This window comes from Nocardioides zeae (assembly GCF_010686755.1).
Classification (GTDB): domain Bacteria; phylum Actinomycetota; class Actinomycetes; order Propionibacteriales; family Nocardioidaceae; genus Nocardioides; species Nocardioides zeae.
Genome location: NZ_JAAGXA010000024.1, coordinates 16,808 through 35,619, shown reverse-complemented (window position 1 = coordinate 35,619; position 18,812 = coordinate 16,808). Strand labels below are relative to the sequence as shown.

The window sequence follows — 18,812 nt, the reverse complement described above, 5'->3', positions numbered from 1 at the left end:
CGAGCCCGAGCCGCCGGCCCCTGCGGCGCCGCAGGCGGCGCGCCCGGAACCGGCTCCCCGGCCGGCGGACGCCGCCCGCCAGGCGCACGCGGCCGCCGGGCAGCGGGGTGCGGCGCAGGACGGTCCGCCGCCCGACGAGCCGCCCGCCTGGCTCGACGACCCCGACGACGCGGCATCGCCGGACGACCCCGTCGACGACGCCCCCGACCTCGCCGGCACGGCGCTGCTCGAGCGCGAGCTCGGCGCGGTCGTCATCGACCAGATCCGCCACGACTGACCCGCACACCACCCCGGCACACTGGGGCCCGCAGCCCCGACCGACCCGACCGATCCACCGAGGAGCACCCGATGAGCCAGAACCCGTTCGACCCGGCCGGCGGCCTCCCCGGGGGAGGCGGCTTCGACATGGGCGCCCTCCTCCAGCAGGCCCAGCAGATGCAGGAGCAGCTCGTGGCCGCGCAGGCCGAGCTCGAGGAGGCGGAGGTCGACGGCTCGGCCGGCGGCGTCACCGTGCGCGTGTCCGGCTCGGGCGAGCTCAAGGGCGTCGTCATCCCGCCGAGCGCGGTCGACGCGGCCGACCCCGACTCGCTCTCCGACCTGGGTGACCTGATCGTGGCGGCGTACCGGGACGCGCGCACGCAGGCCGACCGCATGGCCGCGGAGAAGCTCGGTCCGCTCGCGGGCGGCCTCGGCGGTTTCGGCGGCCCCGAGGGCGGCCCCCAGGGCGGTGCGCCGGGCCTGCCCGGCGGCATCGGCTTCTGAGCGGCGGTCCCGCTCGGTGTACGAAGGCGTCGTCCAGGACCTCATCGACGAGCTCGGCCGGTTGCCCGGCGTGGGTCCGAAGAGCGCGCAGCGCATCGCCTTCCACCTGCTCCAGGCCGACCCGACGGACGTGCGGCGGCTCGCCGACGCCCTCGTCGAGGTCACGGTGAAGGTGAAGTTCTGCCGCATCTGCTTCAACGTCTCCTCCGAGGAGGAGTGCCGCATCTGCCGCGACACCCGTCGTGACGTCTCGGTGATCTGCATCGTCGAGGAGTACAAGGACGTCGTCGCGATCGAGCGCACCCGCGAGTTCAAGGGGCGCTACCACGTGCTCGGCGGCGCCATCAGCCCGATCGACGGCATCGGCCCGGAGCAGCTCCACATCCGCGAGCTCATGGTGCGGCTCGCCGACGGGGCGGTCACGGAGGTCATCCTCGCGACCGATCCCAACCTCGAGGGCGAGGCGACGGCGACCTACCTCACGCGCATGCTCAAGCCCCTGGGGTTGCGCGTGACCCGACTTGCGAGTGGACTGCCGGTGGGTGGTGACCTCGAGTACGCCGACGAGGTCACCCTCGGCCGCGCTTTCGTCGGGAGGAGATCGGCAGATGACTGACAGCTTCGAGGACGACGGGGTCGTCTTCGACCTCACCGGGCTCGACCCGGAGGACCAGGCCGCGCTGCGGGACCTCGCCCAGGTCGCGCCCACCCAGGTGCGGAGCGACGAGCCCGACGACTTCGCCCAGCAGATCGCCGACCAGGTCGAGAGCTTCCTCGTGGCGCTGCAGGCCATCGCCCGCGAGGCCGACGGCAGCCGGTCGATCTCGCTGCTGCTGCTCGAGGTCTCCCAGGTCCTCCTGGCCGGGGCGCGCCTCGGCGTGCAGCAGGACTTCGACCCGGTCGAGGAGTTCGAGCCCGACGCCGGGCCCGAGCCCGACCTCGACGCGATGCGGTTGCGCCTCGCCGAGCTGCTCGACGGGGTCGACCATTTCACGGAGGTCTTCGACCCCTACGGCCCCGACACCGGCGGCGCACCGGAGCTCGTCGAGTCGACGCTGTCGGACGACCTCACCTCGGTCGCCTCCGCCCTGGCCCACGGCCTGCGCCACTTCAAGGCCGGCCGCGTCGCCGAGGCGCTGTGGTGGTGGCAGTTCTCGTACGTCGCGAGCTGGGGCAGCGAGGCATCGGGGGCCCTGCGGGCGCTGCAGTCGATCGTCGCCCACGCGCGCCTCGACGCCAGCTTCGTCGGCGAGGTCGAGCGCATCGCGGCCGCCGACGAGATGCTCGACGCCGGTCGCTGAGGCGCCGTCCCCTCGGCGGGTCCGCCAGCCGTCCCGCCGTGGGACGCGGTCGGGGACACCCGCGTCGCGCCGGTAGGATCGGCGCCGGTCAAGAGCGGTCCGGTCGCGAGGCGACGGGCCGCGTCGTACTGGGTGAAGAGGGTCTGACGTGAGCATTGTCGTGCAGAAGTACGGCGGCTCGTCCGTGGCCGACGCGGCCGGGATCAAGCGGGTCGCGCAGCGCATCGTGGCGACCCGCAAGAAGGGCCACGACGTCGTCGTGGTCGTCTCGGCGATGGGCGACACCACCGACGAGCTCCGCGACCTCGCGCAGCAGGTCACGCCGATCCCGCCGCCGCGCGAGCTCGACATGCTCCTCACCGCGGGCGAGCGCATCTCGATGGCCCTCGTCGCGATGGCCATCAACCAGCTGGGCTACCAGGCCCGCTCGTTCACGGGGTCGCAGGCCGGCGTCATCACCGACTCCGCGCACGGCCGCGCCAAGATCATCGACATCACGCCGGGCCGCATCGAGCAGGCGATCCAGGCCGGCGACATCGCGATCGTGGCAGGCTTCCAGGGCGTCAGCCAGGACACGAAGGACGTCACGACCCTCGGGCGCGGCGCCTCCGACACGACGGCGGTCGCGCTCGCGGCGGCGCTCGGCGCCGAGGTCTGCGAGATCTACTCCGACGTCGACGGCGTCTTCACGGCCGACCCCCGCATCGTCCCCAAGGCCCGCAAGCTCGACCGCGTCTCCACGGAGGAGATGCTCGAGATGGCCGCGAACGGCGCGAAGATCCTCCACCTGCGGTGCGTCGAGTACGGCCGCCGCCACAACATGCCCATCCACGTGCGCTCGACCTTCTCCCAGAAGGAAGGCACCTGGATCGTCCCCGAGCAGCAGGGAGCAGCCATGGAAGACGCGATCATCTCGGGCGTCGCCCACGACAAGAGCCAGGCCAAGATCACCGTCGTCGGCGTGCCCGACAAGGTGGGCGAGGCGGCGCGCATCTTCGAGACGCTCGCGACGTCGGCGGTGAACCTCGACATGGTGGTGCAGAACGTCTCCGCTGCCGCGACGGGCCGCACGGACATCTCGTTCACGCTGCCCCGCGAGGACGGCCAGACGGCCGTCACGGCGCTCGCAGCGCTCCAGGAGCAGGTGGGCTTCGACAAGCTGCTCTACGACGACCAGATCGGCAAGGTCTCGCTGATCGGCGCCGGCATGAAGTCCCACCCGGGCATCACCGCGAAATTCTTCGCGTCCCTGGCCGCCGCGGGCGTCAACCTCGAGATGATCTCCACCTCGGAGATCCGCATCTCGGTGGTCATCGACGAGACCCAGATCGAGGACGCGGTGCGCGCCGCCCACACGGCCTTCGACCTGGACGACAACGACCCCGACGGCGGGGCCGTCGTCTACGCAGGGACGGGACGCTGACATGGGCGTGAACATCGGCGTCGTGGGCGCCACCGGGCAGGTCGGCGTCGCGATGCGGCAGATCCTCCTCGAGCGCGGCTTCGAGGCCGACGAGGTGCGCTTCTTCGCCTCGGCGCGCTCGGCGGGCACCGTGCTGCCCTTCGGAGACCGCGAGGTCACGGTCGAGGACGCCTCCACGGCCGACCCCACGGGCCTCGACATCGCCCTGTTCTCCGCGGGCGCGACGACCTCGCGCGCGCAGGCGCAGCGCTTCGTCGACGCCGGCGTGATCGTGGTCGACAACTCCAGCGCGTTCCGCAAGGACCCGTCGATCCCGCTGGTCGTCTCCGAGGTCAACCCGGAGGCGGCGGCCCCGGTCATCCAGGCCGGGCGCGGCATCATCGCCAACCCGAACTGCACCACGATGGCGGCCATGCCGGTGCTCAAGCCGCTGCACGACGAGGCCGGCCTGGTGCGGCTGGTCGCGTCGACGTACCAGGCGGTCTCGGGCTCCGGCGTCGCCGGCGTGGAGGAGCTCGCCACCGGCATCGAGACGGCGGGCGACAAGGCGCGCGAGCTTGCCTACGACGGTGAGGCCGTCGCGTTCGGCGAGCCGGCGATCTACAAGAGGACGATCGCCTACAACGTGCTGCCCTTCGCCGGGAACCTGGTCGACGACGGCCTCGAGGAGACCGACGAGGAGCAGAAGCTGCGCAACGAGTCGCGCAAGATCCTCGGCATCCCCGAGCTGCGCGTCTCCGGCATCTGCGTGCGCGTCCCGGTCTTCACGGGTCACTCGCTGGCGATCAACGCCGAGTTCGCACGGGCGCTCTCGCCGGCGCGCGCCAAGGAGCTCCTCGCGGACGCCCCGGGCGTGCAGCTGGTCGACATCCCGACGCCGCTCGACGCGGCCGGCAAGGACCCGTCCTACGTCGGCCGCATCCGCGCCGACGAGGGCGTCGACGGCGGCCGGGGCCTCGCCCTGTTCGTCAGCAACGACAACCTCCGCAAGGGCGCCGCGCTCAACACGGTGCAGATCGCGGAGCTCATCGTCGCCTCGCGCTGACCTGCCCCCCGTCCCACCTCCCCCACCCGGGTCGTGGTGCCTCGCCTGCGGTTTCCGCGGGCCTGGCACCACGACCCGCGGTCGTTCGGAGCGACCGTGCCCGTGGGAGGCTGGGGCTCATGAGCCACGTCGACCTGATGGCGGGTCCGCCGCCGACCCGTCTGCCCGAGGACCCCGCCGCCGCCGAGCTGGAGGGCGCCGCCCCCGCTGACGTCGTCCGCCGCCACCCGGAGTCGCCCGTCGCCTGGGCCGCGCTCGCCGAGCAGGCGAAGGCCGAGGGGGCGGACGCCGTGACGGTCTACGCCTACTCCCGCGTCGGCTACCACCGCAGCCTCGACCTGCTGCGCCGCAACGGGTGGAAGGGCTACGGCCCGGTCCCGTGGGACCACGAGCCCAACCGCGGCTTCCTCCGCGCCCTCGCCCTGCTCGCGCTCACGGCGCGGGAGATCGGCGAGACGGCGGAGTGGGAGCGCTGCTCCGCGTTCCTGCGCGACTCGAGCCCCGCGGCGTACGACGCCCTGCTCGGCGCCGCCTGACCCTCACCACCCCTCCGGACGTCATGCGAGGCGGCGGCTCCGGCGACCGCTCCGCATGACGTCCCGGGAGAGGGCCTGACTCAGGCCGCCTGGATGAGCGCGTAGACGGTGTCCAGCCCGAGCGCGAGCACGAGGGTGGGCAGCCGGGGGCCGCGCTCGGCGTCGACGAGCAGCCGGTAGAGCAGCCGGAAGAACGCCTTCTGGTCGGCCTTCACCTCGTCCGTCGGCTGGTCCTCCAGCGCGAGCCCGCGGGCCAGCTTCGGCACGCCGTAGACCACCGTCGTGACGCGGTCGAGGTCGGGCGAGCCGTCGGCCCAGGCGCTCGGGAGGTGCTCGAGGAACAGGTGCAGCCACGTGCGCTCCAGCTCGCCGAGGGAGGCGAGCAGCTCGCGGTCGGGGGTGGTGCGCACCGTGGTGCGGTCCTCCTCCGGCACGAACTCGTGGGTCCACGTGATGGCCCGGCCGAGCCGCGGCTCGAGGTCGGCCACGGAGTCGTGCGCGTGCCCGAGGTCGCCGACGAGACGGCTGATCTGGTCGGCGCTGCCCGCGGTGACGTCGGCGATCGACGACAGCGTGCGGAACGGCACGACGACGGGCGGCGTGGGCAGCGTCCCGGCGCTCGAGGTCGTCGAGGCGCGCTCGAACGCCAGCACGTGGGCATCCCGCTTCGCCGGGTTCGCGGCCTTCTTGCCGAGGGCGTCCCACTCGTCGTACAGGCGCACGACCTCGGGACCGAGGTCGACCGTGAAGGCCTGCTTGGGCTGCCGCCGCGCGTAGAGCCAGCGCAGCACGGGGGCCTCGAGCACGCGCAGCGCGTCGGCCGCGGTGGGCACGCCGCCCTTCGACGACGACATCTTGGCCATCCCGGCGACGCCGACGAACGAGTAGCCCACGAACGAGGGCGCGCGGCCGCCGTAGAGCTTCACGATCTCCTTGCCGACGGTGTATGACGACCCGGGAGAGGCGTGGTCGACACCGCCGGGCTCGAAGTTCACGCCCTCGACCGACCAGCGCATCGGCCAGTCGACCTTCCAGACGAGCTTGCCCTCCGGCTGGGTGCGCACGTTGGTGACGTGGGAGTCGCCGCAGACGTCGCAGGTGTAGGCGAGGTCGGTCGTCTCGTCGTCGTAGGACGTCAGCGTCACCGTGTCGCGTCCGCAGGTGCGGCAGAACGGCTTGTAGGGGAACCGGGCGAGGTCGCCGGTCTGGGTCGGCTCGTCGTCTTCAGCCACGGAGTCCTCGAGCGCCGCGGCCTCCTCGGCGGAGGCGTCCTCGGGCACGGCCTGCTTCGTGCGGTGGCGCGCGAGCACCGACTCGATGACGTCGCGACGCTCGATCGCGTGGAGCACCTGCTCGGTGTAGGCGCCGGCCCGGTAGCGGTCGGTCTGGTCGACCTCCTCCATCGTGCAGCCCATCTCGGCGAGCGCTGCCCGCAGCGGGGCCTTGAAGTGCTCGGCCCACGAGGTGTGGCACTCCCACGGGTCGGGCACCGCGGAGAGCGGCTTGCCGATGTGGGTGGTCCACGACGGGTCGACCCCCTCGGGGATCTTGCGGAGCCGGTCGAAGTCGTCCCACGACTGGAGGTGACGAGCCGGTACGCCGCGGCGCTTCAGCTCCTCGGCCACGAAGTGCGTCGTGAGGAACTCGCGCAGGTTGCCCAGGTGGATCGGGCCCGAGGGGCTGATGCCCGAGGCGCAGGTGACGACCGTGCCGGCCGCCCGGAGCTGCTCGGCCACCGCGGGGTCGCGCGGGTCGCCGCCTGCGTGCCGGATCGCGTCGTCCGCCGCCCGGGTCACCCAGTCGGTGGGCTCGGGGGCGGGGGAGTCGCTGCTGCGTCGTGCCATGCCTGGGTGCTCGCCTGCTTCGCTCTGGTGCGTGGGGATGGGCCGCACGGCAGGCTACCGGGCCGGGTGAGGGCCCGAGAAATGTGCGAGGGCGCCGTATCCCCTCGGCACGGCGCCCTCCGCTGACCCTCGCGGACCCGTCCCCCGACGGGCCGACTGATCGCGTCCCCCGCGGAGCGACCGAGTGTCGAGGCAGATCGTTCCACTGACCCGATCCGGACAGGTGGCTCCGACGAGACAGTGACAGGAAGTTGCCATCTTTCGCTAGGGTAGCGACATGGTCACGCGGCGGGCGGTGCAGGCGGCGCTGTCGGAGTTCGGGCTCACGCTGGAGACCGAGGACCTCTACTGGCGCGTGCACGGGCGGCACGGCCAGGCGCTGGAGGACGCGGCGGCGGCACTCGACTACGACGGTGTCGCGGAGCTGCAGGCGGCCCTCGCGCCCCTCGTCGCCATGGGGGCCGTGGCGGTCGACGCCGCCGGACGCCTCCAGGTGCCGCCGATGGCGCACGTGCTCAGCCACCTCCTCGACGACGAGGTGCAGCGCATGGAGGCCGCCGTGCGCCGGGTGCGGGAGCTCGCCACCACGGTGCCGCACGTCGTGCCGCGCCTGCCGGTGGGACCGGACGAGGCCGAGCCGCTGGCCGGGCGTCGGATCCCCGAGGGCGAGGCCGCCACGACCATGGCCCGCTGGATCGAGGAGAGCGAGGGCGACATCCTGTCGCTGCGTCCCGACCAGTGGCGTCAGCCGACCCACCCGGCGCTGCAGCGGGCGCTCACCACGGCGCTCCGTTCCGGTCGCACCGCGCGGACCCTCTACCCGGTGCGCGCGCTCGAGCAGGCCCCCGAGGCGCTGGCCGAGCGCGCACGGATGGGGGAGGAGATCCGCGTGCTCGCGCACGTGCCGACCCGCCTCTTCGTCATCCCGCTGACGCACGCCCTCGTGCCCGACATGCCCGGCTACGAGACGGCCGGCGTGCTCGCGGTCCACGAGCGGGCGCTGGTGCTGCTGCTCGCGCAGTACGTCGAGCTGCTCTGGGACCGCGCCGTGCCCGTGCCGGAGCTCGACCTGCGCGGGGCCCGCGAGCGGAGCCGGCGGCTCCTGCTCTCCGAGCTCGCCGCGGGCGCCGCCGACGAGCAGATCGCCCGCACGCTCGGGGTCAGCCTTCGCACGGTCCGCCGCCGGGTCGCGGACCTCATGATCGACCTGGGCGCCGACTCGCGGTTCCAGGCCGGGGTCGAGGCCGCCCGCCGCGGCTGGATCTGAGGCGCGGGGACGTCAGACGTCGGGGGTCTCGCGCGGCAGCGTCATCCGGTACGCCGCGGGCTCGACCCGCCACGACCGACGGCGCTCCGGGCCGGAGATCTCTCCGTCCGCGCTCGTCCAGAACTCCTCACCGGCGACCGCGACGGACGTGGCCCGCAGGTAGCGCACGTCGTCGCGCTCGTGGTGGCGGCGCAGGGCGAGGTCCGCGACGTACCCCAGCTTCTCGACCGGGCCCGTCGCGAAGGCGATCATGACGTCCGCCTTGCCGTCGCCGACCTCGGCCTCGGGGGTGATCGCCGCGCCGCCGCCGACGGTGGCGCCGATGCCGACGGCCACCATGAGCACGGGGTGGTCGAGGTCGGCCACGGTGACGCCGTCGACCTCGACGTGGAGCCGCAGGTGCGGGGGCTTGACCGCGGCGATCGCGGCGCCGATGGGGTAGCCGAGCTTGCCGAGGTTGACCTTGCCGACCCCGACGGCGCCCAGCCGCTCCTTCCAGCGCACGGCGCGGCGGCTCGCCTGCGCGCCGGCGCCCAGGTGCACGTTGTTGACGACGACACCGCCCAGCTCGTCGACGAGCACGTCCACGGGCTGCACCTCGCCGTCGAGCACCACGCGCGCGGCCGCCTCGATCTCGAGGGGGATCCCGGCGCCGCGGGCGAAGTCGTTGCCGGTGCCCAGGGGCAGCAGGCCGAGCACGCGGTCGCCCAGCTCGTTGCGCCGGTGCAGCGCGGTCACCACGGCGTGCAGCGAGCCGTCGCCCCCGGCGACGACGATCCGTCGCGATCCCGCGCGGTGCAGCACCCCGTCGAGCTCGCCGGGGTTGGACGTCGCGGCCACCTCCACCGAGGCCTGCTCGCGCAGCACGTCGAGCGCCCGCTCCAGCGTCTCCTCGTCGGAGGTGCCGGCGGACGCGTTCGTGATCACGAGCAGAGGATCCATCGGCGCGAGACTACGCGAGGCCCCCACCCCCAGGGGTGCGGAGCGCATCGACGAGCCGACCGGCCGGGGCGTTGTTTGGTAGCGTGGGGCCGCAAGAGCCCTGGTCGACCGGCACCCTGGTGCCGCACCGGGGCTCGTGCGTTGCACGGACCGCAAGCACGACACCGACGACGAGAGGGCTGCGATGCCCGCCATCATCATCCTGGGCGCCCAGTGGGGCGACGAGGGCAAGGGCAAGGCGACCGACCTGCTCGCCACGACGGACGACATCGACTACGTCGTCCGCACGAGCGGCGGCCACAACGCCGGCCACACCATCGTGGTGGACGGCAAGAAGTTCGCCACCCACCTGCTGCCGAGCGGGATCATCACCAAGGGTGCGACCTGCGTCATCGGCAACGGCGTCGTGGTGTCGCCCGAGGCGCTGTTCCGCGAGCTCGACCTGCTGCACGAGCAGGGCGTGGAGACCGCCGACCTGCTCGTCAGCGCCAACGCGCACGTCATCGCGTCGTACCACTCCACGATCGACAAGGTGACCGAGCGCTTCCTCGGCAACAAGAAGATCGGCACGACGGGCCGCGGCATCGGTCCGGCGTACGCCGACAAGGTGAACCGCGTCGGCATCCGCATCGCCGACATCTTCGACGAGAAGATCCTCACCCAGAAGGTCGAGGCGGCGCTCGAGACGCGCAACCACCTGCTGTCGAAGGTCTACAACCGCCGGGCCATCGAGGTCGGCGCGGTGGTGGAGGAGCTGACGTCCTACGCCGAGCGCCTGCGCCCGATGGTCGCCGACACCTCGCTGCTCATCAACGAGGCGCTCGACGCCGACAAGACGGTGCTCTTCGAGGGCGCCCAGGCGACGATGCTCGACGTCGACCACGGCACCTATCCGTTCGTCACCTCGTCCAACCCGGTGGCCGGCGGCGTGTGCGTCGGCGGCGGCATCGGCCCCACGCGCATCGACCGCGTGGTGGGCGTCATCAAGGCGTACACCACCCGCGTCGGCTCGGGCCCGTTCCCCACCGAGCTGTTCGACGCCGACGGCGAGGCGCTGCAGCGCATCGGCGGGGAGGTCGGCGTCTCGACCGGCCGCACGCGCCGCTGCGGCTGGTACGACGCGGTGATCGCCCGCTACGCGACCCGCGTCAACGGCCTCACGGAGTTCTTCCTCACCAAGCTCGACGTGCTCGACTCCTGGAAGCGGATCCCGGTCTGCGTGGCCTACGAGATCGACGGGCAGCGGGTCGAGGAGATGCCGATGACGCAGACCGAGTTCCACCACGCGACGCCGGTCTACGAGTACTTCGAGGGCTGGCAGACCGACATCTCGGGCTGCCGCACCTTCGAGGAGCTGCCGGCCAACGCCCAGACCTACGTCAAGGCGCTCGAGGAGCTCTCCGGTGCGCCGTTCTGGGGCGTCGGCGTGGGTCCGGGCCGCGAGCAGACGATCGTCGTCAACCCGGTCTGAGCACCCGGCGTCAGTCCAACCCGGACAGCACCGACGGGAGCAGTCCGGGCAGGGCGGCCTCGACCGCGTCGAGGCAGAGGCGCTGGTGGAGCACGCCGCCCACGGAGGTGCGCTCCGTCAGGCCCGCCTCGCGCAGCACCTTGAAGTGGTGGCTCGCGGTGGACTTGCCGATGTCGTCGTAGAGCGCCGCGCAGCGCTCGGTGCGCCCGGGGGCCGCGGCCATGCGTCGCACCATCTCGAGGCGCACGGGATCGGCGAGCGCGGCGAGCACGACCTGCACGGGCGCCACCGCGGCGGTCGCCGCCAGCCCGGGCACGGGGGAGCACGCCTCCGTCTCGGCCATCGGTCCTCCCGTTCCGTGGGTTCGATCGCGATCGAACTTGTTGTACCCTGCCACGAGTTCGATCGCCATCGAATCTAGCAGGAGGCCCGCATGACCCCGACCGACCGGTCCGTCCGGTGGCCCTACCCGGCCCTCCTCCTGCTCACCGCGCTCGGTCTCGGCGTCTCGGGCGCCCCGGCCCCGCTCTACGGGATCTACGCCGCCGAGTGGGACTTCGCGCCGATCACGACGACGGTCGTGTTCGCGGCGTACGCGGTCGCCGCCCTCGTCAGCGTGCTCGTCGCGGGATCGGTCTCCGACCGGTTCGGTCGGCGCCCCGTGCTGCTGGTCGCGATCGGCCTCGTGCTCGCCGGGCTCGCCGTGTTCGCGCTCGCCGACGGGGTGGCGGCGCTGCTCGTCGCCCGCGTGCTGCACGGGCTCGGGGTCGGCGCCGTCGTCGTGGCGGGGTCGGCGGCCCTGCTCGACCTGCGCCCGGCCGACGGCGCGCGGGTGGGGCTCCACTCGGGCATCACCATGAACCTCGGCATCGCCGTCGTCATCTTCCTCGTCGCGATCGACGCCGAGCTGGGCGCGGCGCCGCTGGTCGCGCCGTACGTCGTGCTCGCGGTCCTGGCCCTCCTCGGCGGTCTCGCCGTGCTGCGCATGCCGGAGCCCCACCGCGACGGCCGGGCCGTGCGGCTGAGCGTCGCGCGTCCGCGGGTGCCGCGCCCGATCTCCGCCGACTTCCGGTTCGCCGCGCTCGGCGTGATGGCCGCCTGGTCGGTGCTGGGCGTGTTCCTCTCGCTGTTCCCCGGCATCGCCGCGCACGCCGTGGGCACGACGAACCTGCTCTTCGGCGGCAGCGTCGTGGCGATCTCGGCGGCCACGGCCGCCGCCAGCCAGGTCGTGGGGGCGCGGTGGACGGCCCGGCACGCCGCCGTCGTCGGCGACCTCGGGACGGCGGTCATGCTCCTCGTCTGCATCGGCGCGGTGGCGCTCGGCAACGCCGCGGTGCTGCTGCTGACGTCGGCCGTCCTGGGGTTCTTCTTCGGCCTCGCGTTCGGGTCGTCGCTGCGCCACCTCGGCCAGGTCGTGCCGGCCGACCACCGGGGCGAGGTGATGTCGGCGTTCTACGTGCTGGCGTACGGCGCCATGGCCCTGCCCACGATCGTGGCGGGCTGGGCGGCGACCGTGTGGGGTGCCGCCGAGATCTTCGCGCCGTTCATGGTCGTCGTCGCGCTGGCGTGCACCTCGGCCGCCGTGCTGGGCCTGCGCGTGCGCGGCACGCAGCCCGACGTCGAGCTGGGCGGGCACGCGGAGCAGGGGCAGCCCGCGCCCCGTTAGGATCGTCGCCCGTGACGACCCCCCTCAAGACGCTGGTCATCGGCAACGGTGGGCGCGAGCACGCGCTGGCCCGGGCCCTCTCGCTCGACCCCGGCGTCGCCGAGGTGCACGCGGCTCCCGGCAACCCGGGCATCGCCGACGTGGCCTCGCTCCACGACGTGGACCCCCTCGACCCGGCCGCGGTCGCCGCGCTGGCGCAGCGCCTCGCGGTCGACCTCGTGGTCGTGGGTCCCGAGGCGCCCCTCGTCGCGGGCGTCGCCGACGCCGTGCGCGAGGCGGGCATCGCCTGCTTCGGGCCGTCCGGCGAGGCGGCGCAGCTCGAGGGCTCGAAGGCCTTCGCCAAGGAGGTCATGGCGGCGGCGAACGTCCCCACGGCGGCGGCCCGCGTCTGCACGACCCCGGAGGAGGCCGCCGCGGCCCTCGACGAGTTCGGCGCGCCGTACGTGGTGAAGGACGACGGGCTCGCCGCCGGCAAGGGCGTCGTCGTCACGACCGACCGCGCCGAGGCGCTCGCCCACGCGGGGCAGTGCGAGCGGGTGGTGATCGAGGAGTACCTCGACGGCCCCGAGGTCTCCCTCTTCGCGATCACGGACGGCAGCACGGTCTACCCGCTGCAGCCGGCGCAGGACTTCAAGCGGATCTTCGACGGCGACGAGGGCCCCAACACGGGTGGCATGGGCGCCTACACGCCGCTGGACTGGGCGCCGGAGGGCCTCGTCGCCGAGGTGCTGCGCACCGTGCTGCAGCCCACCGTGGACGAGATGGCCCGGCGGGGCACCCCGTTCGCGGGGCTGCTCTACGCCGGCCTGGCCCTCACCTCGCGCGGCACCCGCGTGGTCGAGTTCAACGCCCGCTTCGGCGACCCCGAGACGCAGCCGCTCATGGCGCTGCTCGACTCGCCGCTGTCGCCGCTCCTGCTCGGCGCCGCGACCCGCACGCTCCACGAGGTCGCGCCGCCGCGCTGGAAGTCGGGCGCCGCGCTGGCCGTCGTGATGGCCTCGGGCGGCTACCCCGAGACCTCCTCGACGGGCGACGTCATCTCCGGCCTCGCCGACGCCGAGGCCCTCGACGGGGTCCACGTCATCCACGCCGGTACGGCGCGGGACGGCGCCGACGTCGTTACCGCGGGTGGCCGCGTGCTCGCCGTGACCGCGGTGGCCCCGTCGCTCGCCGAGGCGCGGTCCGCGGCGTACGCGGGGGTGGAGCGGATCAGCTTCGACGGCGCCCAGCACCGCACGGACATCGCGCTCGCCGCGGAGCGGGGCGAGGTCGGCGCCTGACGAGTCCGTGGCCCCGGTCGGTCAGTACTTCCCGAAGTTCTGCACGTAGTAGAGCTGCCCGTCGGAGCCCTTGGCGACCCCGACGCCGATGTGCGTGAAGTCGCCGAGGATGTTGGCGCGGTGGCCGGGGCTGTTCATCCACGCGTCGACGACCGAGGTGACGCCGTAGCCGTAGGCCACGTTCTCCGCCGCCCGGGTCCAGCCGCGCGGCATCTGGCTGGCGTAGCTCGGGTTGTGCTCCATGCGCCGGTTCGCGGCCATCGTCTGCGCCCAGTTCTGGGCGACCGTGGTGATGCCCGCCATCTGCGCGAGGGCGGGCAGGCCCTGTCGGGCGCGGGCCGCGTTGGTGTCGGCGACGATCCGGTTGCGGGCCTCGGCGATCTCGTCGGTCGGCGGCGGGGCCGGGGTGCCGACCGTGACGCTCACCCAGCTGCTGCCCACCCAGGTGCCGCCGGAGGTCGCGATCGTCCGGAAGGTGCGCACGCCGTCGCTGTCGCCGGCGGGGTGGGTGAAGCCGTAGTTCCGGTACGACGGGAGCGACGCCACCGTCGACCACGTCGAGCCGCGCTTCTCCTGGAGCTTGAAGGAGCCGGCGTCGGGCAGGAACGTCGAGCGGGCGGCGAGCTGGATGGTGCCGCCCTTCGCCACCTGCGACGTCGTGGTGCTGAGCGCGGTGGAGGTCGCCGAGCGCACGGTGATCGCGACGGCACGGCTGTGGACCCACGTGCGGCTGTCCGACTTGGCCGCCACCCGGAACGTGCGGGTGCCCGTGGTGCTGCCGACGGCGAGGTCGAAGCCGTAGTTGCGGTAGGACGGCAGCTCCTTCGTCGTCACCCACTGCGTGCCGCGGCGCTCCTGCAGCCGGAAGTTCCCCGCGAGCGGCGTGAAGGTCGACCGGATGACGACGGTGGTCGTGCCGCCGGCCGCGACCGACGTGGGGGACATGCTCAGGGTGGTCGTCGCGGCGGCGGTGGCCGGTGGGGGCGCCACCAGCAGCACGCCGGCGACCAGCGACAGGGACAGGACGAGACCGGACAGCAGCTTCCGCACGGGGGCTCCTCGATGCTCCGAGACATCGCCGGGAGGGGGGTCGCCGACGACCGTTCCCCATCGTCGTCGCCCGGCGGCCCTCGCGCCACCCCCCTCCGGGCGAGCGTGGGAGGATGCGGCCCGTGACCCGCGCCTCCGTCCCCAACGTCCTCGCCACGCGCTACGCCGCCGCCGACCTGGCCGGCACCTGGTCCCCGGAGCACAAGATCGTGCTGGAGCGCCAGCTGTGGATCGCGGTGCTGAAGGCGCAGCGCGACCTCGGGATCGACGTGCCGGACGGTGTCGTCGAGGCCTACGAGGCCGTCGTCGATCAGGTCGACCTCGCCTCGATCGCCGCCCGCGAGCGCGTCACCCGCCACGACGTGAAGGCGCGCATCGAGGAGTTCTGCGCCCTCGCGGGCCACGAGCACATCCACAAGGGCATGACGTCGCGCGACCTCACGGAGAACGTCGAGCAGCTGCAGGTGCAGCAGTCGCTGCTCATCCTCCGCGACCGCGCCGTCGCCGCGCTGGCCCGGCTGGCGAGGCTCGCGACGGAGCACGAGACCACGGTGATGGCCGGCCGCTCGCACAACGTGGCCGCGCAGGCCACGACCCTCGGCAAGCGGTTCGCGACCATCGCCGACGAGATGCTCGTCGCGGTGCAGCGCATCGAGGAGCTGCTGGCGCGCTACCCGCTCCGCGGCATCAAGGGCCCGGTGGGCACCGCGCAGGACATGCTCGACCTGCTCGGCGGCGACGCCGACAAGCTCGCCGCGCTCGAGGAGCGCGTGGCCGCGCACCTCGGCTTCTCCCGGGTGCTCACCAGCGTCGGTCAGGTCTACCCGCGCTCGCTCGACTTCGAGGTCGTCTCCGCGCTCGTGCAGCTCGTCGCCGGCCCCTCCAACCTCGCCACCACCATCCGGCTCATGGCCGGCATCGAGCTGGTCACGGAGGGCTTCAAGGAGGGCCAGGTCGGCTCGTCGGCGATGCCTCACAAGATGAACACGCGCTCCTGCGAGCGGGTCAACGGTCTCGCGGTCATCCTCCGCGGCCACCTGTCGATGGTCGGCGAGCTCGCCGGCGACCAGTGGAACGAGGGCGACGTCTCCTGCTCGGTCGTGCGCCGCGTGGCCCTGCCCGACGCGTTCTTCGCCGCCGACGGCCTCTTCCAGACCTTCCTCACGGTGCTCGACGAGTTCGGCGCGTTCCCGGCCGTCATCCAGCGCGAGCTCGACCGCTACCTGCCGTTCCTCGCCACCACCAAGGTGCTGATGAGCGCCGTCCGCAACGGCGTCGGCCGCGAGAGCGCCCACGAGGCCATCAAGGAGCACGCCGTCGGCGTCGCGCTCGAGATGCGCCAGGGGCTCGCCGTCAACGACCTGTACGAGCGCCTCGCCGGTGACGCCCGCCTCGGCCTCACGCGCGAGCAGATCGACGCGCTGGTGGCGGACCCGATCGAGTTCACCGGTGCTGCCCGCGCCCAGGTGCAGGCCGTGGTCGCCGCCGTCGAGACGCTCGCGGCGGCGCACCCCGAGGCCGCGGCGTACGCGCCGGGGGAGATCCTCTAGCGGCGGGGTGCGTCCGCTGCTCGGCCGCGCCAAGGCCCGGGCGAGGTCGGCGCGGCCCGCGGCGGAGAAGCCCGAGCCGCGCAGCAGGTCGAACCACGCCCGGAGCCGGTCGTGGTCGTGCGGTCGCCCCAGGGCGCGGTCGGCGTCCCGCAGGACGAGGTGGGCGCGTCGCAGCACGTCGTTCCGCACGTAGCCGTTCCGCAGAACTCGCGCTGGCTGGCGCCGGGACAGGACCGGCTGACGCTCAGGCGGACGGAGACACGTCCAGCACGACCTCGAACTCGAGCAGGTCGGCACCCGACGCGACGGGCTTGCGCGGTGCCTCGCCCTCGGGCGCGGCGTGCGCGGCGCGGGCGTCGCCGTCGCGCCAGGCGGCGAACGACTCCTCGTCGGCCCAGTGGGTGACGACGAAGTAGCGGGTCTCGCCCGCGGTCGGGCGCAGCAGCTGGAAGCCGAGGAAGCCCGGCTGGCCCTCGACGGTGCCGGCGCGCGCGGCGAAGCGCTTCTCGAGCTCGGGCGCGGCCTGCGGCGGGACGGAGATGGCGTTGATCTTCACGACGGACATGCCCCGAGCGTAGGCCGACGGCGCGGGGGTCGGGCACCCGACCGAGGCGGGTCTCACACCGTCGCGGGCGTGCGCGCGGCGTACCCCGTGCCGTTCCATGGGGTCGCATGACGGCACAGCAGGCGGGACCGGTGACGGTCGCCGCGACCCGGTACGCCGATCCGGCGCGCGAGGCGGAGATGATCGCGTGGATCCGGGCGGGTACGGCGCTGGCCGAGCAGTTCCCGGGGTTCCTGGGCCACGGCTACGTGCGGTCGGCGGAGGGCGACGACGCGTGGCACATGCTCTACCGGTTCGCCGACCACGAGGCGCTCGCGGCCTGGGAGGCCTCGCCGCAGCGGGCGTGGTGGCTCGGTGCCGCGCAGGGCCTGGTGGGGGAGTTCCGCGTGCAGCGGATGACCGGTATCGAGGGCTGGTTCGACCCGCCGGAGCACCACGACGTGGACTACCCGGGCGTCCCGGCGCCCCCGCCGCGCTGGAAGCAGGCGATCTCGATCTTCGTGGTCTTCCTGCCGCTCAGCCTGTTCCTCGGTGAGCTGGGCGCGCGCCTGCTGCCCGACCTCGCGCTGCACTGGCGCATCACGCTGCAGACGGTCGTGGCCACCCCGGTCATGGTCTGGTTCGGGCTGCCGTGGATCACCCGGCTGCTGGAGCCGTGGCTCCAGGGACGTCCGCGGCGGCGCTGAGAGGGGCGGAGGCGGGTGGGAGGATGGCGCCCGTGATCGCGAACATCCCGCCCGCCCCGGTCCTCGAGGGCGCCACCCACCTGCACTCCGGCAAGGTGCGCGACCTCTACCGGATCGACGCCGGCGAGCACGCCGGCCGGCTCCTCATGGTGGCGAGCGACCGGATCTCGGCGTACGACCACGTGCTCTCCTCCACCATCCCCGACAAGGGCGAGCTGCTGACGCGGATGTCGCTGTGGTGGTTCGACCAGCTGGCGGACCTCGTGCCGAACCACGTCGTCTCCACCGACGTGCCCGCCGCCGTCGCCGGCCGGGCCGTCGTCTGTGCGAACCTCGAGATGTTCCCCGTCGAGTGCGTCGCGCGGGGCTACCTGACGGGCTCCGGGCTGGCGGACTACGAGGCCACCGGCGAGGTCTGCGGCATCGCGCTGCCCCCCGGCCTGGTCGACGGCGACCGGCTCCCGTCGCCCGTCTTCACGCCGGCGACCAAGGCCGACCTCGGGGACCACGACGAGAACGTGTCGTTCGACGCCGTCGCCCGCACCGTCGGCGCCCACGACGCGGAGGCGCTGCGCGACCTCACGCTCCGCGTCTACGCGCGCGCCGAGGAGCTGGCCCGCGAGCGCGGCATCCTGCTCGCCGACACCAAGCTCGAGTTCGGCCGGGCGCCCGGGGAGGGCGAGCGCGGCACCATCGTGCTCGCCGACGAGGTGCTCACCCCCGACTCCTCCCGCTACTGGCCGGCCGACGACTGGCAGCCGGGGCGCACGCAGGCGTCCTTCGACAAGCAGGTCGTGCGCAACTGGCTGACCTCCGACGCGTCGGGCTGGGACCGCACGTCGGGCGACGAGCCGCCGGCGCTGCCCGCGGAGGTCGTGGCCCTCACCCGGGCGCGGTACGTCGAGGCCTACGAGCGCCTCACCGGCGAGCGGTTCTGACGTGGCCGTCCCCCGGCTGATCGCCGACCTGACGGTGCCGTTCGCGGCCCCGCCCGAGGTCGTCCACGCCTACCTCGCCGACCCGGCCCACCGCCCGGAGTGGCAGTCCAGCCTGCGCCGCGTGGCCGCCGTGACGGCGGTCGGCGACCACGCCGGCGACGCCGGTACGTCGTGGGAGGACGTCACCGTCGTCCCCGGCGTGCGGCCGCGGATGACGGTCGAGGCGAGCGAGCCGCCCCACCGGTGGGTCGAGGCCGGGACGTGGCGCTTCGTGCGGGCCACCCTCGCGATGACCTACACGCCCCGTGCCGACGGGGGCACCGACGCCCGGGCCGTGGCGCACCTGGAGGTGCCCGGGCCGCTCGCGCCGCTGGCCCTCGCCCTGCGGGTGGCGGCGCCGACCGCGCTCCGTGCGGACCTGCGGTCGGCCGCGCGGCTGTTGGCGCGCCGTACCGGGTGACGGGCCTCACTACCTCCCAGTAGGTT

19 protein-coding genes and 1 pseudogene are annotated in these 18,812 nt (G+C 73.6%); 15 read left to right on the top strand and 5 right to left on the bottom strand.

All coding sequences use genetic code 11. From position 1 onward, the window contains the following. From G3T38_RS20435 to G3T38_RS20405, 7 genes and pseudogenes are all read left to right on the top strand, one after another. Positions 1-277, top strand: a pseudogene (locus G3T38_RS20435) (DNA polymerase III subunit gamma/tau); the annotation flags it as partial. 71 nt (positions 278-348) lie between these two features. Then, the gene (locus G3T38_RS20430; protein WP_163774689.1) at positions 349-762 is read left to right on the top strand and encodes a YbaB/EbfC family nucleoid-associated protein; all 414 of its coding nucleotides are present in this window, start codon (positions 349-351) and stop codon (positions 760-762) included. A 16-nt stretch (positions 763-778) separates the two neighbouring features. After that, positions 779-1,378: a recombination mediator RecR gene (recR, locus tag G3T38_RS20425; RefSeq protein ID WP_163774687.1), complete on the top strand. Its 600-nt coding sequence runs from the start codon at positions 779-781 to the stop codon at positions 1,376-1,378. Next, a complete protein-coding gene (locus tag G3T38_RS20420; protein ID WP_163774685.1) occupies positions 1,371-2,063 on the top strand; it encodes a DUF5063 domain-containing protein in 693 nt (230 codons plus the stop codon). The genes recR and G3T38_RS20420 overlap by 8 nt, the downstream gene beginning before the upstream one ends. A 148-nt stretch (positions 2,064-2,211) precedes the next feature. Continuing rightward, the gene (locus G3T38_RS20415) at positions 2,212-3,486 is read left to right on the top strand and encodes an aspartate kinase (RefSeq protein ID WP_163774683.1); all 1,275 of its coding nucleotides are present in this window, start codon (positions 2,212-2,214) and stop codon (positions 3,484-3,486) included. 1 nt (position 3,487) lies between these two features. Then, entirely contained in the window at positions 3,488-4,531 is a 1,044-nt protein-coding gene (locus tag G3T38_RS20410) for an aspartate-semialdehyde dehydrogenase (RefSeq protein WP_163774681.1), read from the top strand. Positions 4,532-4,650: 119 nt separating this feature from the next. Beyond that, on the top strand, positions 4,651-5,067 hold the full coding sequence (locus G3T38_RS20405) for a DUF3151 domain-containing protein (protein ID WP_163774672.1): 417 nt from the start codon (positions 4,651-4,653) through the stop codon (positions 5,065-5,067). Between the two features lie 80 nt (positions 5,068-5,147). Here the strand turns inward: G3T38_RS20405 and lysS are convergent, their stop codons facing one another. Then, positions 5,148-6,911, bottom strand: coding sequence for a lysine--tRNA ligase (gene lysS / locus G3T38_RS20400; RefSeq protein ID WP_163774670.1), 1,764 nt, complete (start codon positions 6,909-6,911; stop codon positions 5,148-5,150). Positions 6,912-7,188: 277 nt separating this feature from the next. On the opposite strand from lysS, the gene G3T38_RS20395 reads away from it, so the two are divergent. After that, positions 7,189-8,178 carry a helix-turn-helix transcriptional regulator gene (locus tag G3T38_RS20395; RefSeq protein ID WP_163774668.1) on the top strand — a complete coding sequence of 330 codons (990 nt, stop codon included), beginning with the start codon at positions 7,189-7,191 and terminating at the stop codon, positions 8,176-8,178. A gap of 12 nt (positions 8,179-8,190) precedes the next feature. Here the strand turns inward: G3T38_RS20395 and G3T38_RS20390 are convergent, their stop codons facing one another. Further along, on the bottom strand, positions 8,191-9,120 hold the full coding sequence (locus G3T38_RS20390; RefSeq protein ID WP_174268257.1) for a diacylglycerol/lipid kinase family protein: 930 nt from the start codon (positions 9,118-9,120) through the stop codon (positions 8,191-8,193). Positions 9,121-9,304: 184 nt separating this feature from the next. On the opposite strand from G3T38_RS20390, the gene G3T38_RS20385 reads away from it, so the two are divergent. Continuing rightward, positions 9,305-10,591: an adenylosuccinate synthase gene (locus tag G3T38_RS20385; RefSeq protein ID WP_163774666.1), complete on the top strand. Its 1,287-nt coding sequence runs from the start codon at positions 9,305-9,307 to the stop codon at positions 10,589-10,591. A 10-nt stretch (positions 10,592-10,601) separates the two neighbouring features. On the opposite strand, the gene G3T38_RS20380 is transcribed toward G3T38_RS20385, so the two are convergent. Next, on the bottom strand, positions 10,602-10,934 hold the full coding sequence (locus G3T38_RS20380) for an ArsR/SmtB family transcription factor (protein ID WP_163774664.1): 333 nt from the start codon (positions 10,932-10,934) through the stop codon (positions 10,602-10,604). A gap of 90 nt (positions 10,935-11,024) precedes the next feature. Here G3T38_RS20380 and G3T38_RS20375 point away from each other — a divergent pair, with 90 nt between their 5' ends. Beyond that, on the top strand, positions 11,025-12,257 hold the full coding sequence (locus tag G3T38_RS20375) for an MFS transporter (protein ID WP_163774662.1): 1,233 nt from the start codon (positions 11,025-11,027) through the stop codon (positions 12,255-12,257). 11 nt (positions 12,258-12,268) lie between these two features. Beyond that, positions 12,269-13,537: a phosphoribosylamine--glycine ligase gene (gene purD, locus G3T38_RS20370; protein ID WP_163774660.1), complete on the top strand. Its 1,269-nt coding sequence runs from the start codon at positions 12,269-12,271 to the stop codon at positions 13,535-13,537. Between the two features lie 21 nt (positions 13,538-13,558). Here the strand turns inward: purD and G3T38_RS21245 are convergent, their stop codons facing one another. Then, the gene (locus tag G3T38_RS21245) at positions 13,559-14,587 is read right to left on the bottom strand and encodes a CAP domain-containing protein (RefSeq protein ID WP_206675943.1); all 1,029 of its coding nucleotides are present in this window, start codon (positions 14,585-14,587) and stop codon (positions 13,559-13,561) included. Between the two features lie 122 nt (positions 14,588-14,709). Here G3T38_RS21245 and purB point away from each other — a divergent pair, with 122 nt between their 5' ends. Further along, positions 14,710-16,137 (top strand): adenylosuccinate lyase, encoded by a 1,428-nt coding sequence (purB, locus tag G3T38_RS20360; protein ID WP_420846845.1) that lies wholly within the window; start codon positions 14,710-14,712, stop codon positions 16,135-16,137. A gap of 244 nt (positions 16,138-16,381) precedes the next feature. Here the strand turns inward: purB and G3T38_RS20355 are convergent, their stop codons facing one another. Beyond that, complete coding sequence (locus tag G3T38_RS20355) at positions 16,382-16,702, bottom strand: antibiotic biosynthesis monooxygenase family protein (RefSeq protein ID WP_163774656.1); 321 nt, start codon at positions 16,700-16,702, stop codon at positions 16,382-16,384. A gap of 107 nt (positions 16,703-16,809) precedes the next feature. On the opposite strand from G3T38_RS20355, the gene G3T38_RS20350 reads away from it, so the two are divergent. From G3T38_RS20350 to G3T38_RS20340, 3 genes are read left to right on the top strand one after another with little or no spacing between them, the layout of a single operon-like run. Next, entirely contained in the window at positions 16,810-17,388 is a 579-nt protein-coding gene (locus G3T38_RS20350; protein ID WP_163774654.1) for an antibiotic biosynthesis monooxygenase, read from the top strand. Positions 17,389-17,423: 35 nt separating this feature from the next. Beyond that, positions 17,424-18,326 carry a phosphoribosylaminoimidazolesuccinocarboxamide synthase gene (locus G3T38_RS20345; protein ID WP_420846847.1) on the top strand — a complete coding sequence of 301 codons (903 nt, stop codon included), beginning with the start codon at positions 17,424-17,426 and terminating at the stop codon, positions 18,324-18,326. A 1-nt stretch (position 18,327) separates the two neighbouring features. After that, a complete protein-coding gene (locus tag G3T38_RS20340; protein ID WP_163774650.1) occupies positions 18,328-18,786 on the top strand; it encodes an SRPBCC family protein in 459 nt (152 codons plus the stop codon). The last annotated feature ends 26 nt before the right edge of the window (positions 18,787-18,812 follow it).

What these genes read in the sequence shown, in the direction of transcription:
- G3T38_RS20430 (WP_163774689.1), top strand. Translation starts at nt 349, where the DNA reads ATGAGCCAGAACCCGTTCGACCCGGCCGGCGGCCTCCCCGGGGGAGGC.
- G3T38_RS20420 (WP_163774685.1), top strand. Translation starts at nt 1,371, where the DNA reads ATGACTGACAGCTTCGAGGACGACGGGGTCGTCTTCGACCTCACCGGG.
- G3T38_RS20410 (WP_163774681.1), top strand. Translation starts at nt 3,488, where the DNA reads ATGGGCGTGAACATCGGCGTCGTGGGCGCCACCGGGCAGGTCGGCGTC.
- G3T38_RS20405 (WP_163774672.1), top strand. Translation starts at nt 4,651, where the DNA reads ATGAGCCACGTCGACCTGATGGCGGGTCCGCCGCCGACCCGTCTGCCC.
- lysS (WP_163774670.1), bottom strand. Translation starts at nt 6,911, where the DNA reads ATGGCACGACGCAGCAGCGACTCCCCCGCCCCCGAGCCCACCGACTGG.
- G3T38_RS20395 (WP_163774668.1), top strand. Translation starts at nt 7,189, where the DNA reads ATGGTCACGCGGCGGGCGGTGCAGGCGGCGCTGTCGGAGTTCGGGCTC.
- G3T38_RS20390 (WP_174268257.1), bottom strand. Translation starts at nt 9,120, where the DNA reads ATGGATCCTCTGCTCGTGATCACGAACGCGTCCGCCGGCACCTCCGAC.
- G3T38_RS20385 (WP_163774666.1), top strand. Translation starts at nt 9,305, where the DNA reads ATGCCCGCCATCATCATCCTGGGCGCCCAGTGGGGCGACGAGGGCAAG.
- G3T38_RS20380 (WP_163774664.1), bottom strand. Translation starts at nt 10,934, where the DNA reads ATGGCCGAGACGGAGGCGTGCTCCCCCGTGCCCGGGCTGGCGGCGACC.
- G3T38_RS20375 (WP_163774662.1), top strand. Translation starts at nt 11,025, where the DNA reads ATGACCCCGACCGACCGGTCCGTCCGGTGGCCCTACCCGGCCCTCCTC.
- G3T38_RS20355 (WP_163774656.1), bottom strand. Translation starts at nt 16,702, where the DNA reads ATGTCCGTCGTGAAGATCAACGCCATCTCCGTCCCGCCGCAGGCCGCG.
- G3T38_RS20350 (WP_163774654.1), top strand. Translation starts at nt 16,810, where the DNA reads ATGACGGCACAGCAGGCGGGACCGGTGACGGTCGCCGCGACCCGGTAC.